Origin of the sequence: Streptomyces sp. NPDC049577, assembly GCF_040675635.1 — a bacterium.
Lineage (GTDB): Bacteria > Actinomycetota > Actinomycetes > Streptomycetales > Streptomycetaceae > Streptomyces.
In genome coordinates this window covers 1-15770 of sequence record NZ_JBFAPH010000146.1, presented here as the reverse complement: position 1 = coordinate 15770, position 15770 = coordinate 1, and the positions used below count along the sequence as shown (strand labels likewise).

Below are 15770 nucleotides of genomic sequence, written 5' to 3'. Positions count from 1 at the left end.
CGTTGTCGGTCGTCGACCTTCAAGTCTGCCGTACCCGGCCGCCGGCGCAGCGCCAGGTCTGCTGCTCGTCCACGAGCTCGCGGACAGCTGGGGCGTGCGGACGCACGGGGTGGGGAAAGCGGTGTGGTTCGAGCTGGACGCCCAGGAGCCCTGAGCCGGTCCCGGACGGCCCAGGGCGCGGGCGTCAGCCGAACTGTCGCTCGATCTGGGCGAGTTTGGCCTCCAGCGAGTCAAGCCGCGGGATGGCCTGGGTGTCGTCCTCCGCGGTGAGGTCGATCGGACCGGGGCTGCTCACCGCCTGGAGCGGGCGGGAGCGAACCGGAAGCTGCCCCGGGTCGACTATGGAGGGCTCCGAGCCGATCTGGGCCGGCTGCGGCGCGGCCGGCACGGGTGTGCCCGTGACCTCGACCTGACGGCCGCCGCGGACCCGGCCGAGCACCCGGTGCTGCCGGTTGTAGGCCTTGAGCCGGGCGCGCTCCAGCCTGCCCGCCTCGCGGCGCTGGCGCCGGTGCTGCTCGCGTTGCCGCTTGTCCTCGCGGACCTCCTCGACGGCCTCGTCCAGCGTCCGCACGCCCTCCAGCAGCATGAGGGACCAGGCGCCGAACGTCTCGCGCGGGGCCCGCAGCCAGCGGACTATGCGAATCTGCGGCAGCGGGCGGGGCACCAGGCCCTGCTCGCGCAGCGCGGCCCGCCGGGTCTGCTTGAGCGCGCGGTCGAACAGGACCGCCGCCGACAGCGACATGCCGGCGAAGAACTGCGGCGCCCCCGCGTGGCTCATGCCCCGCGGGGCGTGCACCCAGTTGAACCAGGCCGCCGCGCTGGCGAAGGTCCACACCAGCATCCGGGAGCCGAGCGCCGCGTCGCCGTGGCTCGCCTCGCGCACCGCCAGCACCGAACAGAACATGGCGGCGCCGTCCAGGCCGAACGGCACCAGATACTCCCAGCCGCCGGTCAGCCCCAGGTTCTGCTGCCCGAACCCCACCAGACCGTGGAAGGACAGGGCGGCGGCGACCGCGGCGCAGCAGAAGAGGAGGACGTACGAGGCGCTGCCGTAGATCGCTTCCTTGCGGCGCCTGCGTTCCTCGTTGCGCTCCCAGGAGTCCGTGCCGGCCGCGTCGTCGGCACCGGGATGCCGGCCGCGCGCGTACACCGTCACCGCAACCACTGCCCCGATGAGCGCCACGGCACCGGGGAGCGCCCAATTCAGCGGTATGTCGGTCACTCTCATCTTGCGTCCCTTGCATAGCCGTACCGTGATTCGCGCGCCATCCTGACGGAATCCGGCCGGACGCCAAGGGGTTTCCCCGCAACTGACCGCCAATGGACGGCAAGGATATACGGAGAGCGACGAAAAAATTCGAACTGCCGCCGAGGTCAGGGGAATTGGGTTCTATTCAAACCACTCGATCGAATGACTCGGTCGATTCATTGTGCTGACACCCGATCGATGGCGGGGGTGCTTGAACAGGTAAGCCTTGCCTTATCCGTCATGATCGGGGTTTGACCTGCCGGACGGTTTGCCTATGGTTCGACTGAACACCAGGAGGACCCCCATGGAGCAGGGCAGACCCCACACCGCCGGACCCCGGCCCGACACCGCCCCGACGACGGACACGGCGGTGCGCGGCGAGCACGTCCACGGCGAGCACGTCCACGGCGAGCGCGCCCACGCCGCGTACCCGGACCGCGCGGGCGCGCTGCCGCCCGCCCGCCACATGCCGCAGCGGTACTCCGTGCGCGGCCAGGTCCTCGACGCCCTGCGCAGGGCGCTGGTGAACGGCGAGCTCGCGCCGGGCGAGGTCTACTCCGGGCCCGCGCTCGGCGAGCGCCTCGGCGTCTCCGCCACGCCCGTGCGCGAGGCGATGCAGCAGCTCGCCCTGGAGGGCGCGGTCGAGGTCGTGCCCAACCGGGGCTTCCGCGTCCTCACCCGCACCGCGCGCGATCTCGCCGAGCTCGCCGAGGTCCGGGCCCTGCTCGAGGTCCCCGCCGTGCTGCGGCTGGCCCGGACGGTCCCGGCACACCGCTGGGCCGAGCTGCTGCCCCTCGCCGAGCGCACCGCCGCCGTCGCGGCCGACGGCGACCGCGCCGCCTACGCCGAGGCCGACCGCGCCTTCCACCGGGCCCTTCTGGGCCTCGCGGGCAACCGGCGGCTGGTGGCGGTCGCCGACGACCTCCACCGGCGCGCGCAGTGGCCGGCGGCCGGCGTCCCCCCGGTGCCCGCCGACCTCGCCGCCGACGCGGCCGAGCACCTCGCCCTGGTGACGGCGCTGGCCGCGCGGGACGTCACCACGGTCGAGACGCTACTGAACAGGCATTTCGCCTAGGGCCGGGCCGGCGGGAGGAGAACTCTCCGCCGCGACGGCGACAAGCCTCAGCCCGCCGCCGGTCTGAGCTGCTCCGCCAGCCACGCCGGTACTCCGCCCAGCAACCGCACCAGCCGGCCCGCCTCCTCGCGCAGCCGGGCCGCCTCGACCGGATCCGGGAGGACGGCCGCCAGCGAGGCCAGGGCCGGCGCGATGCCGATCAGATAGCCCAGCTCCTCGCGGATGCGCAGGGACTCCGTGAAGCCGTGCCGGGCCTCGGCCAGCCTGCCGTCGTGCTCGGCCATCGCCGCCACGTGCCGCCAGGTGAACGACAGCAGTAACCGGTGCCCGTGCGCCGCCGCGCCCGCGTGCGCCCGCTGGAACGCGGCCGTCGCGTCGGAGGGGTTCTCCGAGAGGTGCTGCGCGATCAGACCGCGCCGGAAGTCCAGCAGCGGGCGGGTCGGCGAGTGCGGCCCCAGCAGCGCCGCCGCGCGCCCCAGCGCGGACCGCGCCTCGTCCGCGCGGTCGCGTACGCCCAGCAGGGTGGACGCGTAGGCCAGGTGCCCCCGCTCGCAGGCCGCCGCGCCGCGCTCCTCGTCGTCCGTCGCCAGTGCCTCGGCAGCCCGTAGCGACTCCTCGGCGGCCTCCCACCCGTCGGCCGTGAACACACACCGCTCGGTCAGCACCGCCGTCCGCCGCAGCGCCGCGCCCGGCTCCGTCCCGGCGCGCGGCGCGAGCAGGGCGGCGGCGTCCTCCCAGCAGCCTCGCGAACGCAGCCGCCACACGGCTCTCCCGAGCGGATCATCACACTCCGGCACAGTGCCCTCCCCAAGCGCGCCGTCGAGCCAGAACGTCCCGGGAGGATTCTTGCCCAGCCCCGCCCCTTCCCGTAACCATGTCGCGGCACTGCGGCCACGCAAGAGGGGACGGGACCGGCTCTTCGGGGTCAGCTCATCCGCAGCGCCAGGAAGAAGTCCAGCTTGTCCTCCAGGCGCGACAGGTCGCGGCCCGTCAGCTGCTCGATGCGCCCCACCCGGTACCGCAGCGTGTTGACGTGCAGATGCAGGCGCGTGGCGCAGCGCGTCCAGGAGCCGTCGCAGTCCAGGAAGGCCTCCAGCGTGGGGATGAGCTCCGCGCGGTGGCGGTGGTCGTAGTCCCGCAGCGGGTCGAGGAGGCGGGCCGTGAAGGCGCGGCGGACGTCGTCGGGCACGAACGGCAGCAGCAGCACGTGCGAGGCGAGCTCCTGGTGGCCGGCGGCGCAGACGCGGCCAGGGCGGGCGGCCGCGACGCGGCGGGCGTGCCGGGCCTCCTCCAGGGCGCCGCGCAGCCCCTCCGCCGAGTGCACGGCGGCGCTGACGCCGAAGGTCAGCCGGCCGTCGTCGGCCAGACCGCGCGCGAGGGGCTCGCGCACGGCGCCGAGGAGCGAGTCGGCGTGCAGTCCGGCGGAGGCCGGGGCCGGCTCCTCCGCCCCGGTGAGCACGGCCGGCAGCGGCACCAGCGCCACCGCCTCATCGCCCGTGTGGGCGACGGCGATGCGGTCGGACGGCTCGGGCCCGGTGGCGTCCGGGTCGACGAGCACCTCCTCCAGCAGCGCCTGGGCCACCGGCCCGCCGGGGATGTCGCCGCCCTGCCACTCGACCCGGGCCACGACGACCTGCCAGTGCGGCGCCGTACCCAGACCGGGCAGCAGGACGGGCGCGGCCACCCGCAGCCGCGCGGCGATCTCGGCCGGCGCGGCGCCCGCCTGGACCAGCTCCAGGACCTCCTGCGCGAGCCGGCGCCGCACCGTACGGGCCGCGTCGCGCCGGTCACGCTCGACGGCGATCAGCTGGGTCACACCGTGCAGCAGGTCCAGCCGCTCCTCGGACCAGTCGCCCGCGTCCGCCTCGACGACCAGCAGCCAGTCGGACAGGACCGTCTCGCGGACGTCCCGCGCGGAGGCGGCGCGGCCGCTGCTGTGCACGGGGAACAGGGAGTACGTGCCGCCGCCGGCCGTGACCCGGTACGGGCCGCGCCGGCCGGTGCGCGAGGCGGCCAGGTGCTCACCCGCGAGGGCGGCGCTGACCTCGGCGGGCAGCTCCGGGCCGGCACCGGCCAGGGACGAGCCCGCGATGGGCCGGCCGGTGGGGGACAGGACCCAGGCCCGCAGGTCGAGGTCGGAGCCGAGCAGGTCCAGCACCACCTCGGGGCCGCCGCCCGCCGGGCCGGAGGTCATCAGCCGGCGGTGCCGGTCCACGACCGCCGCCAGGTCGCCGGCGCGCTCGCTGGAGACCTGCCGCACCACGTGCTCGGTGATGAAGGCGAACGACACGTCCTCGTCCACCGAGAACAGCGGCATCCGGTGCCGGCCGCAGGCCACCACCAGGTCGTCGGGGATCGAGGCCATCTCCGCCTCGCCCGCCGCCAGCCCGGCCACCCCGGCCGCCGCCAGGATCCGGACGAACCGCTCGGAGTCCGCCGGCTCCCGCCGCCACGCCAGGCCTGTCAGGACCAGCTCGCCGCCGGAGAGGTAGCGGCTCGGATCGCGCAGGTCGGTGGTCATCACGCCACGCACCGTGCGGTCCAGCTCGTCCTCCCCGCCGAGCAGCCGAAGCCCCAGCGCATCGGTCTCCAGCAGTGCGCGCAGCCGCATCGTGGTCGCCGCCGATCTGTCTTCTTGTCACGAGTGGAATGCCGTGGGGTTTCCACACCCCGCCTTTCGTTCGAATCTACAAGACATGTGCCCTGGCCAGCCAACCGCTTCATGGTTTCGGTGACTGCTGCCCGCCGTCGCGCCCTCGGTGTACTGGCTCACACACCGCTTTCCGAAGGCGTGAACGATTCGCTCGACCCCCCACCGCGTCGAGATCGAAAGAGACTTCCCATGGACTTCCTGCGCCCCGCCGACTGGGAGGAGGCGCTCGCCGCGAAGGCCGAGCACCCCTCGGCCGTACCCATCGCGGGCGGCACGGACGTGATGGTCGAGATCAACTTCGACCATCGCCGGCCGGACCGGCTGCTGGATCTCGGCCGCATCCGCGAGCTCCACACCTGGGAGACCGGCGAGGACCACATCCGCCTCGGTGCCGCCGTCCCCTACGCCCGCATCATCGAGCACCTGGGCGCGGAGCTGCCCGGCCTCGCGCTCGCCGCCCGCACCGTCGGCTCCCCGCAGATCCGCAACCGGGGCAGCGTCGGCGGCAACCTCGGCGCCGCCTCCCCGGCCGGGGACAGCCACCCCGCGCTGCTCGCGGCGGGCGCCGAGGTCGAGGCCGAGTCGGTGCGCGGCCGCCGGCTCATCCCGGTCGAGGACTTCTACACCGGCGTCAAGCGCAACGCCCTCGCCCCCGACGAGCTGATCCGCGCCGTGCGCGTCCGCAAGGCCGACGGCCCCCAGCAGTTCTCCAAGGTCGGCACCCGCAACGCCATGGTCATCGCCGTCTGCGCCTTCGCCGTCGGACTGCACCCGCTGACCCGCACGGTCCGCACCGGCATCGGCTCGGCCGCGCCCACGCCCGTACGGGCCCGGGCCGCGGAGGACTTTCTCCGGGCCGCGCTGGACGAGGGCGGGTACTGGGAATCGGGCCGCCCCCTGCCACCGTCCCTGCTCGGCCGGTTCGCGGAGCTGGCCGCCGGCGCCTGCAACCCGATCGACGACGTACGCGGCAGCGCCGCCTACCGGCGCCGGGCGGTCGGAGTCATGGCCCGCCGCACGCTCGGCTGGGTCTGGGAGGAACACACGAGGGGCGACACGACGGGGGAAGGGAACCCACGATGCGCGTGACGTTCACGGTCAACGGCCGCCCGCAGCAGGCCGACGACGTGTGGGAGGGCGAGTCCCTGCTGTACGTGCTGCGCGAGCGCCTGGGCCTGCCGGGCTCGAAGAACGCCTGCGAGCAGGGCGAATGCGGCTCCTGCACGGTCCGCCTGGACGACGTGCCGGTGTGCGCGTGCCTGGTGGCCGCGGGCCAGGCCGAAGGGCGGCGGGTCGACACGGTCGAGGGCCTCGCGGAGCGCCACGGCGCACCACGCGGCGGGCTCGCCCCCGTGCAGCAGGCGTTCGTCGACGCCGGCGCCGTCCAGTGCGGCTTCTGCACCCCCGGACTGCTCGTCGCCACCGACGACCTGCTGGAACGCGTGCCCGACCCCTCCGACGCGGACATCCGCGAGGCCCTCTCGGGCAATCTGTGCCGGTGCACCGGCTACGAGAAGATCCTCGACGCCGTGCGCCTGGCCGCGGCCCGCACGGGAAAGAGGAACTGACCATGCGCGTCACCCGCACCCCCACCGGAGCGACCCGGGGCAGCGGCACCAGGGGCGGCATCGGGGAATCCGCCCTCCGCCCCGACGGCACGCCCAAGGTCACCGGCGAGTTCGCCTACGCCTCCGACCTGTGGCACGAGGACATGCTGTGGGGCTTCACCCTCCGCAGCCCGCACGCGCACGCCCGGATCGGCTCCGTCGACGTCTCCGCCGCCCTCGCCGTGCCGGGCGTGTACGCCGTCATGACCCACGCCGATCTGCCGGCCGCGACCCGCTACGGGCTGGAGATCGAGGACACCCCCGTCCTCGCCGAGGGCGTGGTGCGGTACCACGGCGAACCCGTCGCCCTCGTGGCCGCCGACCACCCCGAGACCGCCCGCCGCGCCGCAGCCAGGATCCGGGTCGCGTACGAGCCCCTGCCCGTCGTCACCGACGAGGCGACCGCCCTCTCCCCGGACGCGCCGGTCCTCCACCCCGGTCGCACCGACGACCACGCCCGCCACGTCCCGCACCCCAACATCGTGCACCGCCAGCCCGTCGTCCGCGGCGACGTCGCCGCCGCCCGGGCCCGCGCGGACGTGGTCGTCTCGGGCACCTACGAGGTGGGCATGCAGGACCAGGCCTTCCTCGGCCCCGAGTCCGGGCTCGCCGTGCCCGCCGAGGACGGCGGCGTCGACCTGTACATGGCCACCCAGTGGCTCCACGCCGACCTGCGCCAGATCGCCCCCGTCCTCGGCCTGCCCGAGGAGAAGATCCGCATGACGCTCTCCGGCGTCGGCGGCGCCTTCGGCGGCCGCGAGGACCTCTCCATGCAGGCCCACGCCTGCCTCCTCGCCCTGCGCACCGGCAAACCCGTCAAGATCGTCTACAACCGCTTCGAGTCCTTCTTCGGCCACGTCCACCGCCACCCCGCCACCCTCGCCTACGAGCACGGCGCCACCCGCGACGGCCGGCTGCTCTACGTCCGGGCCCGCATCGTCCTCGACGGCGGCGCCTACGCCTCCTCCTCCCCGGCCGTCGTCGGCAACGCCGCCTCCCTCGCCGTCGGCCCGTACACCGTCGACGACGTGGACGTCGAGGCCCTCGCCCTCTACACCAACAACCCGCCCTGCGGGGCGATGCGCGGCTTCGGCGCCGTCCAGGCGTGCTTCGCCTACGAGGCGCAGATGGACAAGGTCGCCGCCGAACTCGGCCTGGATCCCGTCGAGTTCCGGCAGCGCAACGCCATGACACAGGGCGCGGTCATGCCGACCGGCCAGATCGTGGACTCCCCGGCACCCGTCGCCGAGCTCCTGCGCCGCGTCAAGGCCCGCCCCCTGCCGCCCGAGCGCCAGTGGGAGACGGCCGGCGGCACACCGGACGTACGGGCCCTGCCCGGCGGGCTGTCCAACACCACCCACGGCGAGGGCGTCGTCCGGGGCGTGGGCTACGCGGTGGGCATCAAGAACGTCGGCTACTCCGAGGGCTTCGACGACTACTCCACCGCCCGGGTGCGGCTCCACGCCGTCGCCGGGGAGCCCATCGCCACCGTGCACACCGCGATGGCCGAGGTCGGCCAGGGCGGGGTCACCGTGCACGCCCAGATAGCCCGCACCGAGCTCGGCGTCGCCCGGGTCGGCCTGCACCCCGCCGACACCCGGGTCGGCTCGGCCGGCTCCACCTCCGCCTCCCGGCAGACCTATGTCACCGGCGGCGCGGTCAAGGCGGCCTGCGAAGCCGTCCGCGAGCAGGTCCTCGCACGGGGCCGGGCCCGCTTCGGCACCCACCACCCCGCCTGGGCCACCGCCGAACTCCTGCTGGAGGACGGCAAGGTGGTCACCGACGGCGGCGAGGTCCTCGCCGCACTGGCCGAGGTCCTCGACGACGAGACCGTCGAGGCCGAGGTCGAATGGCGGCACCGCCCCACCGAACCGTTCGACGTGCGCACCGGGCAGGGCTTCGGCCACGTCCAGTACTCCTTCGCCGCCCACCGCGCCGTCGTGGAGGTCGACACCGAACTGGGCCTGGTCAAGGTCGTCGAACTGGCCTGCGCCCAGGACGTCGGCCGGGCCATGAACCCCCTCGCCGTCGTCGGCCAGATCCAGGGCGGCAGCACCCAGGGCCTCGGCCTCGCCGTGCTGGAGGAGATCGTCGTCGACCCGGCCACCGCCCGGGTCCGCAACCCCTCCTTCACCGACTACCTCATCCCCACCATCCTCGACACCCCCGCCATCCCGGTCGACCTCCTCGAACTCGCCGACATCCACGCCCCCTACGGACTGCGCGGCGCCGGCGAGGCCCCCACCCTCTCGTCGACCCCCGCCGTCGTCGCCGCCGTGCGCCACGCCACGGGCCTCGCCCTGAACCGGGTGCCCGTGCGCCCGGAGCACCTCACCGGCACCTGACCGGGCCGCCCCGCCCGCGTACCGCTCGCCGTCTCGGGCCGTCCCCCGGGTCGCTCTTGCCCACCTCGGGAGCAGTCACCATGACCCACGCACCAGCGCGGCGGCCCGGCACCGCGGCGGAGGATGCGGGCGCCTGCCCGCGCCCGCCCGCCGGGCGGTCCCGGCTCGACCGGTACTTCCACATCTCCGCCAGGGGCTCGACGCTCGCACGGGAGGTCCGCGGCGGCCTCACCACCTTCATGGCGATGAGCTACATCCTGCTGCTCAACCCCCTGATCCTGTCCGGCCCCGACGCCGCGCACCACACCCTCGGCCACGCGGGCCTGATCACCGCCACCGCGCTCGCCGCCGCCGTCAGCACCCTCCTCATGGGCCTGGCCGGGCGGGTGCCGCTGGCGCTGGCCGCCGGGCTGGGCGTCTCCGGCGTGCTCTCCACCCAGGTGGTGCCCCACATGACCTGGCCGCAGGCGATGGGCATGTGCGTCGTCTACGGAGCGGTGATCGTGCTGCTGGTCCTCACCGGGCTGCGCGAGCGGGTCATGAACGCCATCCCGCTGCCGCTCAAGCACGCCATCACCATGGGCATCGGCATGTTCATCGCCCTCATCGGCCTGGTGAAGGCCGGCTTCGTGCACGCCGCCAGGAGCGGCGGCCCGGTCAGCCTCGGCCCGGCCGGCGAGCTCACCGGCTGGCCCGTCCTCGTCTTCTGCCTCACGCTGCTGCTCATCTTCGTGCTCCAGGCCCGGGAGGTCCCCGGCGCGATCCTCATCGGCATCGTCGCCGGCACCGCTCTGGCCGCCCTGGTCACCGCGGCCGGCGACCTCGGGCCGCGCACCTGGCAGAACGGCCCGCCCGAACTGACGGGCGGCGCCGTGTCGATGCCCGACTTCTCCCTCCTCGGCCATGTCGAGTTCGGGGGCTGGGGCGCGGTCGGCGCGGTGAGCGTCGGCATGATCGTCTTCACGCTGGTGCTCGCCGGGTTCTTCGACGCGATGGCCACCGTCATCGGCGTGGGCACCGAGGCCGGGCTGGCCGACGACCGCGGCCGCATGCCCGGACTGAGCACCGCGCTCCTCGTCGACGGCGCCGGCGGCGCGATCGGCGGGCTGACCGGCGCCTCGGGCCAGACCGTCTTCGTCGAGTCCGCCACGGGCGTCGGCGAGGGTGCCCGCACCGGCCTGTCGTCCGTGGTCACCGGACTCCTCTTCGCCGCCTGCCTGTTCTTCACCCCGCTCACCCGCATGGTGCCCGGCGAGGTGGCCGCGGCCGCCCTCGTCGTCATCGGCGCCATGATGATGGGCAACGCCCGCCACATCGACTGGACCGACCGCGCGGTGGCCGTCCCCGCCTTCCTCACCGTGGTCCTCATGCCGTTCACCTACTCCATCACGGCGGGCGTCGGCGCCGGCGTCATCGCCTATGTGGCGATCAGGAGCGGCCAGGGCAGGTGGCGCGAGCCCGGCGCCTTCATGTGGCTGCTCGCCGCGGTCTTCGCGGGCTACTTCGCACTCCACCCGATCGAGCAGTGGCTCGGCGTCAGGTAAGGGGACGGACCGTGCTGGACATCGCCGGAGAACTGCACCGCTGGTGCGAGGAGGGACGCGACTTCGCGGTCGCCACCGTCGTCGCCGTACGCGGCAGCGCACCCCGCCGGCCGGGCGCCGCGCTCGCCGTGGCCGCGGACGGCACCGCGGTCGGCTCGGTGTCGGGGGGCTGCGTCGAGGGAGCCGTGTACGACCTGTGCCGGGAGGCCCTGGAGAGCGGCGAGAGCGTGCTGGAACGCTTCGGCCACTCCGACGAGGACGCCTTCGCCGCCGGGCTGACGTGCGGGGGAGTCATCGACGTCCTCGTCACCCCGGTCCGCGCCCAACGCGCCGTCCTCGCCGCCGCGCTGGCCGGCACCGCGCAGGGGAGGACGGCGGCGCTCGCCCGCGTCGTCTCCGGCCCGCCCGGCCACCGGCGTCCACCGGAAGCGCGGCACCCGCCGTTCCAGGAACGCGGCCGCGCCCTCCGCCATGTCGCCGCTGCGCCGCGCCTCCTCGGTCCAGTACGTCAGCCGCTCCGCGCTCACCGTCTGGGCCGCCGCGAACTCCTTCGCCGCCACCTGCGTCAGCTGCGAGCGCGAGGCGAGCACCGCGGCGAACCCGGCGACCCGCCCGGCGAGCGCCTCCGGCGCCAGGACCTCGTCGACCAGCCCGGTGCGCAGGGCCCGGTCCGCGCCGATCAGTTCGGCGGAGAAGAGCAGGTACTTGGCCGTCGCCGGCCCGACGAGCGAGACCAGCCGCCGCGTGGAGGACGCGGAGTAGACCACGCCCAGCCGCGCCGGGGTGATGCCGAAGGACGCGTCGTCGGCCGCGAAGCGCAGGTCGCACGCGGCCGCCAGCTGGCAGCCGCCGCCCACGCAGTAGCCGCGCACGGCCGCGATGGTCGGCTTGGGGAAGGCGGCCAGTGCCTCCTCGGCCGCCACGGCCAGTTCCTGCGGCTCCTCGGCGCGGCCGGCGGCCAGTGAGGAGATGTCCGCACCGGCGCAGAACGTGTCGCCCTCGCCGGTCAGCACGAGCACCCGCACGGCGGGATCGGCGGCGCAGCGCCGCAGCAGCCCGGGCAGGGCCCGCCACATGTCGTTGGTCATGGCGTTGCGCTTGGCCGGATGGGCGATGCGCACGGTCGCGGTGGCGCCGTCGACGTCCAGGTGCAGTGCGGGCTCCATGCGCGGATGCTATCGACACCGCGTACGAGACCAAGGCGACGCAGCCCCGGCCAGGAACAGTCGCGGGTGTGACGGCGGCATACGCACCCGGTCAAAACCCGTCGAAAGCCGGTGACTTCCGTTCAGGATGCCGGTATGGACCCTCATATTCCCAACACTCGACGATGTGCGGTCGGTTCAGGGTGAACGGTGAGGGGTTGGTATCGGACATGGAGATGCTCGGGAGCGTCCCGCCCGGACCGGGCCGGACACCCACGCCCCCCGGACCCGCCGCCCACGACGGGACCTGGCGGTTCACCGCCCCCGCCCTCGACTGCTCCGTGCCCCGCGCCCGGCACGCCGTCCGGGAACTGATCGGCGGTCGGCGGGTGCCGCTGTGCGAGGAGTCGCTGGACGGGCTGCTGCTGATCGTCTCCGAGCTCGTCACCAACGCCGTGCGGCACGCGGCGCTGCTCTCCCCGGAAGTGGTCGTGGAAGTGCGTGTGGCCGACGGCTGGGTGCGGGTGGCCGTCGAGGACGACCACCCCTACCGGCCCAAGCCCCTGCAGGCGGACGAGGAGTGCACCGGCGGCCGGGGTCTGCTCCTGGTCCAGGCCATCGTGGACGAGGCCGGCGGCCGGTGCGACGTCGAGCACACCGCGAGCGGCGGCAAGGTGGTCTGGGCCGCCCTGCCGCTCCTCCCGGCGCTGTCCGCGCCGGCCGCCGGCCTGCCCGCTACCAGCCCGCGCCGGCCCCGGTGACCTCGCGGATCGCCGGCCGCGCGGCGTCCAGCACCGTCATGAACCACGCCGAGAAGGTGCCGCGCCCGCGCAGCTCGTCGAGCTCCGCCGGGGTGACGAACGCGGTGTCGGCGATCTCCTCCGGGTCCGGCCGCGGCTCCGCCCGGACGAGACCGACGAAGAGGTGGTTGTACTCCTGCTCGACCAGACCCGAGGCCGGGTCGGGGTGGTTGTAGCGCACGGTGCCCGCCTCGCGCAGCAGCGCCGGCGCCAGGCCCAGCTCCTCGCCCGTACGGCGGGCGGCGGCGACGAACGGCGGCTCACCGGGGTAGGGGTGGCCGCAGCAGGTGTTCGACCAGACGCCGGGGGAGTGGTACTTCCCCAGCGCCCGGCGCTGCAGCAGCAGCCGGCCGCGGTCGTCGAAGAGGAAGACGGAGAAGGCGCGGTGCAGCCGGCCCGGCGCGAGGTGGGCGGAGACCTTCTCGGCGGTTCCGATGGTTCTGCCGTTCTCGTCGACCAGTTCCAGCATGATCGGTTCAGCGGCGGCGTCGTCGGAGGCGGGGACCGCTGCGGCGTCGGTGGAGCGGTCCGTGGCTGATGTGATCGGCATTGACCATCCTCGTTGTCGGTCGTCGACCTTCAAGTCTGCCGTACCCGGCCGCCGGCGCAGCGCCAGATCCCGCAGAGTTCGATGACGCGGAGTTCAATGACAGAGGCCGGCCTCGTGCGCGGCGTGGCCGCTGGGCTCCAGCTGGAAGGTGCAGTGCTCCACGGCGAAGTGCTCGCCCAGGCAGCCCTGGAGGTCATGGAGCATCTTCTCGTGCCCGGCCGAGTCCAGCGCGGCGGGATCCACCACCACATGGGCCGACAGCACCGGCATGCCCGATGTGATCGTCCACACATGCAGGTCGTGCACGTCCTCCACGCCCGGCAGCCCCAGGATGTGCGCCCGCACCTCGGTCATGTCCACGTTCCGGGGCGCGGCCTCCAGCAGCACGTCCAGTGCCTCCCGCAGCAGCTTCACCGTCCGCGGCACGATCATCAGGCCGATCAGCAGCGAGGCGACGGGGTCGGCCTGCGTCCAGCCCGTCGCCATGGTGACCAGCGCCGAGATCACCACGGCCAGCGAGCCGAGGGCATCCGAGAGGACCTCCAGGAACGCCCCGCGGACGTTCAGGCTCTCCTTCTGCCCGCGCATCAGCAGCGCCAGCGAGATCCCGTTGGCCACGACGCCGACCAGACCGAAGACGACCGTCTGCCCGCCCGGCACCTCGGTCGGGTTCGCGAGCCGTTCGACGGCCTCGTAGAGGATGAAGCCGCCCACGCCCAGCAGCAGCAGGCAGTTGAGCAGGGCCGCCAGGATCTCCGCCCGGGCGTAGCCGAAAGTGCGGCGGCTGGAGGCCGGCCGGCCGGCGAAGTGGATGGCCAGCAGCGCCATGGACACCCCGATGGCGTCCGTCGCCATGTGGCCCGCCTCGGCGAACAGCGCCAGCGAGCCGGTGATCAGGCTGCCGGCGATGTACGTCAGCAGGACCGTCAGGGTGATGCCCAGCGCCATCCGCAGCCGCCCCCGGTAGGCGGCGGCCGCGGTGCCGTTCGTCCCGGGCGGCGGCCCCCCGTGCGCGTGGCCGTGGTCGTGACCCGCTCCCATGAATGCCGCCTCCGCAATCGCTCGACGTGACGGCCGGCGGGCGCCGGCCGAGACCTCAGTGAACTACGGGTGCGGGGCCTTGGCAACGCGGCGATGAACACCGTTGTCATTGCCTCTGACCTGCGACGATGCTCCGGCCGGGTGATCAGCGAAGACGTGCCTCGGGGTGGTGCAGACACCAGCCTTCCCAGGCCGAGACGACCATGGAACGGAGGTCGTGCCGCGCGCTCCAGCCGAGCTCCCGGGTGATCAGCTCGTTGGACGCGACGACCCGTGCGGGGTCACCCGGACGGCGCGGCTCCACCAGGGGGGCCGGCTCGGTGCGTCCGGTCACCTCGGCGATGACGTCGGCCATCTCGCGCACCGACACCCCGCGCCCGGTGCCCACGTTCAGCGTGAGGTCCCCCGCACCGCTCCGCTCCCCGAGCCGTCGGGCGGCGGCCAGGTGGGCGGTGGCCAGGTCCTCGATGTGGATGTAGTCCCGGACGCAGGTGCCGTCGGGGGTGTCGTAGTCGTCACCGAAAATCCGCGGCCGCTCGCCCCGGGTGATCCGGTCGAACATCATCGGGATGATGTTGAAGACACCGGTGTCCGCCAGCTCGGGCCGGGCCGCGCCGGCCACGTTGAAGTAGCGCAGGCACGCGGTCGAGATCCCGTGCGCCGCGCCCGTCGCCCGGACCAGCCACTCGCCGGCCAGCTTGGTCTCGCCGTAGGGGTTGATCGGCGCGCACGGGGTGTCCTCGGTGACCAGATCCACGTCCGGCATGCCGTAGACGGCCGCGGAGGAGGAGAAGACGAAGCTGCGGACCCCGGCGGCCACGACCGCCTCCAGCAGCACGGTCAGCCCGTGCACGTTCTCGCGGTAGTACAGCAGGGGCCGCTCCACGGACTCCCCGACCTGCTTCTTCGCCGCCAGGTGCACCACTCCGGTCACACCGTGCTCCGCGAACGCGCGGTCGAGCAGTTCCCGGTCCGCGACCGAGCCGCGCACCAGCGGGACGCCCTCCGGCAGCCGGCCGGCCACACCGCTGGACAGATCGTCCAGGACGGCCACCCGCTCCCCGGCCTCCGTCATCGCCCGCGCCACGTGCGCCCCGATGTAACCCGCACCGCCTGTGATCAGCCACGTCATGACGGCACCCTAATCCAGCCGGGGGAGGGGCCCGCCTCAGGCGGCCGCCGGGTTTGTCCGTCAAGGCGCCGTACGTCCGCGCGGCCCACCATCGGGGGAACCACGGCGGCCTCCCATGCGTCCTTCCCCTGGCGGGAAGCGCGGGTGCACCTGCGATGAACGGCGTCTTCCGGTGATCCGATAGCCTCTGCCGACGTGCCGCGCCGCCGCCCCGCAGCCGGGGCCCGCGCGGCCGTGCCCTCCCCGGCTACCGCCGGGGCGCCCCCGGCCCGCCGCGTCCCGCGGAGCCCGGGGCGGCCACACCAGCTTCAGGGGCCAGCTTCCAAGGAGTGAGTTCGTCTGCCGACCGCCATCCTCACCGGTACGCCGCCCGCCGGCTCCTCCCTGGAGGACGACCTGCGGTCGCTCGGCTTCGACGTGCGCACCGCAGCCGACGCTGCCGGGGCGGCCGAGGAGCTAGCCGCGGTCCCGGTCACCGAACGGGTCGCCGTCGTCGACCCCCGCTTCGTCGGCCACGTCCACGCCCTGCGCCTGGCCCTGACCGACCCCCGCTTCCCGGCGGCGGCGGCCCCCGGCGCCCTCGCGGCGCAGCCCGTGGCCCGCCCGGCGCTGACCCGCGCCCTGGCCGC

12 protein-coding genes and 4 pseudogenes are annotated in these 15770 nt (G+C 74.2%); 9 read left to right on the top strand and 7 right to left on the bottom strand.

Translation table 11 applies throughout. From position 1 onward, the window contains the following. A pseudogene (locus tag AB0K09_RS17865) lies at window positions 1-154 on the top strand (ATP-binding protein); the annotation flags it as partial. A 30-nt stretch (window positions 155-184) separates the two neighbouring features. On the opposite strand, the gene AB0K09_RS17860 reads toward AB0K09_RS17865, so the two are convergent. After that, on the bottom strand, window positions 185-1228 hold the full coding sequence (locus AB0K09_RS17860) for a DUF2637 domain-containing protein (RefSeq protein ID WP_366066321.1): 1044 nt from the start codon (window positions 1226-1228) through the stop codon (window positions 185-187). Between the two features lie 325 nt (window positions 1229-1553). Here AB0K09_RS17860 and AB0K09_RS17855 point away from each other — a divergent pair, with 325 nt between their 5' ends. Continuing rightward, on the top strand, window positions 1554-2324 hold the full coding sequence (locus AB0K09_RS17855) for a GntR family transcriptional regulator (RefSeq protein ID WP_366066320.1): 771 nt from the start codon (window positions 1554-1556) through the stop codon (window positions 2322-2324). A 47-nt stretch (window positions 2325-2371) separates the two neighbouring features. Here AB0K09_RS17855 and AB0K09_RS17850 read toward each other — a convergent pair whose 3' ends face one another. Further along, window positions 2372-3121 carry a hypothetical protein gene (locus AB0K09_RS17850; RefSeq protein ID WP_366066319.1) on the bottom strand — a complete coding sequence of 250 codons (750 nt, stop codon included), beginning with the start codon at window positions 3119-3121 and terminating at the stop codon, window positions 2372-2374. Between the two features lie 128 nt (window positions 3122-3249). Then, window positions 3250-4935, bottom strand: a complete 1686-nt coding sequence (locus AB0K09_RS17845; protein ID WP_366066318.1) for a PucR family transcriptional regulator ligand-binding domain-containing protein — start codon at window positions 4933-4935, stop codon at window positions 3250-3252. Between the two features lie 231 nt (window positions 4936-5166). Here AB0K09_RS17845 and AB0K09_RS17840 point away from each other — a divergent pair, with 231 nt between their 5' ends. From AB0K09_RS17840 to AB0K09_RS17820, 5 genes and pseudogenes are all read left to right on the top strand, one after another. Continuing rightward, entirely contained in the window at window positions 5167-6066 is a 900-nt protein-coding gene (locus AB0K09_RS17840; protein WP_366066317.1) for a xanthine dehydrogenase family protein subunit M, read from the top strand. Next, entirely contained in the window at window positions 6057-6545 is a 489-nt protein-coding gene (locus AB0K09_RS17835; RefSeq protein ID WP_366066316.1) for a (2Fe-2S)-binding protein, read from the top strand. Before AB0K09_RS17840 ends, AB0K09_RS17835 begins: the two co-directional genes overlap by 10 nt. Before the next feature lie 2 nt (window positions 6546-6547). Then, window positions 6548-8929 carry a xanthine dehydrogenase subunit D gene (pucD, locus tag AB0K09_RS17830; protein ID WP_366066315.1) on the top strand — a complete coding sequence of 794 codons (2382 nt, stop codon included), beginning with the start codon at window positions 6548-6550 and terminating at the stop codon, window positions 8927-8929. Between the two features lie 80 nt (window positions 8930-9009). After that, complete coding sequence (locus AB0K09_RS17825; RefSeq protein WP_366066314.1) at window positions 9010-10473, top strand: NCS2 family permease; 1464 nt, start codon at window positions 9010-9012, stop codon at window positions 10471-10473. Between the two features lie 11 nt (window positions 10474-10484). Then, window positions 10485-10877 (top strand): annotated as a pseudogene (locus AB0K09_RS17820) (XdhC family protein); the annotation flags it as partial. Between the two features lie 12 nt (window positions 10878-10889). On the opposite strand, the pseudogene AB0K09_RS17815 reads toward AB0K09_RS17820, so the two are convergent. Next, a pseudogene (locus AB0K09_RS17815) lies at window positions 10890-11639 on the bottom strand (enoyl-CoA hydratase-related protein); the annotation flags it as partial. 209 nt (window positions 11640-11848) lie between these two features. Between AB0K09_RS17815 and AB0K09_RS17810 the strand changes: the two are divergent. Then, window positions 11849-12379 carry an ATP-binding protein gene (locus tag AB0K09_RS17810; RefSeq protein ID WP_366066313.1) on the top strand — a complete coding sequence of 177 codons (531 nt, stop codon included), beginning with the start codon at window positions 11849-11851 and terminating at the stop codon, window positions 12377-12379. On the opposite strand, the gene idi is transcribed toward AB0K09_RS17810, so the two are convergent. The 3 genes from idi to galE all read right to left on the bottom strand — a co-directional run bounded on the left by idi (window position 12354) and on the right by galE (window position 15141). Further along, window positions 12354-12968 (bottom strand): isopentenyl-diphosphate Delta-isomerase, encoded by a 615-nt coding sequence (gene idi, locus AB0K09_RS17805; RefSeq protein ID WP_366066312.1) that lies wholly within the window; start codon window positions 12966-12968, stop codon window positions 12354-12356. The genes AB0K09_RS17810 and idi overlap by 26 nt on opposite strands. A gap of 93 nt (window positions 12969-13061) precedes the next feature. Continuing rightward, window positions 13062-14009, bottom strand: coding sequence for a cation diffusion facilitator family transporter (locus AB0K09_RS17800; RefSeq protein ID WP_366066311.1), 948 nt, complete (start codon window positions 14007-14009; stop codon window positions 13062-13064). Window positions 14010-14154: 145 nt separating this feature from the next. Next, window positions 14155-15141, bottom strand: a complete 987-nt coding sequence (galE, locus tag AB0K09_RS17795; RefSeq protein ID WP_366066310.1) for a UDP-glucose 4-epimerase GalE — start codon at window positions 15139-15141, stop codon at window positions 14155-14157. A gap of 339 nt (window positions 15142-15480) precedes the next feature. Here galE and AB0K09_RS17790 point away from each other — a divergent pair. Further along, window positions 15481-15770: pseudogene (locus AB0K09_RS17790) on the top strand (CDP-alcohol phosphatidyltransferase family protein); the annotation flags it as partial.

Bases quoted from the DNA above. Each gene is read 5' to 3' on its own strand.
- AB0K09_RS17860 (WP_366066321.1), bottom strand. From the start codon at position 1,228: ATGAGAGTGACCGACATACCGCTGAATTGGGCGCTCCCCGGTGCCGTG.
- AB0K09_RS17855 (WP_366066320.1), top strand. From the start codon at position 1,554: ATGGAGCAGGGCAGACCCCACACCGCCGGACCCCGGCCCGACACCGCC.
- AB0K09_RS17845 (WP_366066318.1), bottom strand. From the start codon at position 4,935: ATGCGGCTGCGCGCACTGCTGGAGACCGATGCGCTGGGGCTTCGGCTG.
- AB0K09_RS17840 (WP_366066317.1), top strand. From the start codon at position 5,167: ATGGACTTCCTGCGCCCCGCCGACTGGGAGGAGGCGCTCGCCGCGAAG.
- AB0K09_RS17835 (WP_366066316.1), top strand. From the start codon at position 6,057: ATGCGCGTGACGTTCACGGTCAACGGCCGCCCGCAGCAGGCCGACGAC.
- pucD (WP_366066315.1), top strand. From the start codon at position 6,548: ATGCGCGTCACCCGCACCCCCACCGGAGCGACCCGGGGCAGCGGCACC.
- AB0K09_RS17825 (WP_366066314.1), top strand. From the start codon at position 9,010: ATGACCCACGCACCAGCGCGGCGGCCCGGCACCGCGGCGGAGGATGCG.
- AB0K09_RS17810 (WP_366066313.1), top strand. From the start codon at position 11,849: ATGGAGATGCTCGGGAGCGTCCCGCCCGGACCGGGCCGGACACCCACG.
- idi (WP_366066312.1), bottom strand. From the start codon at position 12,968: ATGCCGATCACATCAGCCACGGACCGCTCCACCGACGCCGCAGCGGTC.
- AB0K09_RS17800 (WP_366066311.1), bottom strand. From the start codon at position 14,009: ATGGGAGCGGGTCACGACCACGGCCACGCGCACGGGGGGCCGCCGCCC.
- galE (WP_366066310.1), bottom strand. From the start codon at position 15,141: ATGACGTGGCTGATCACAGGCGGTGCGGGTTACATCGGGGCGCACGTG.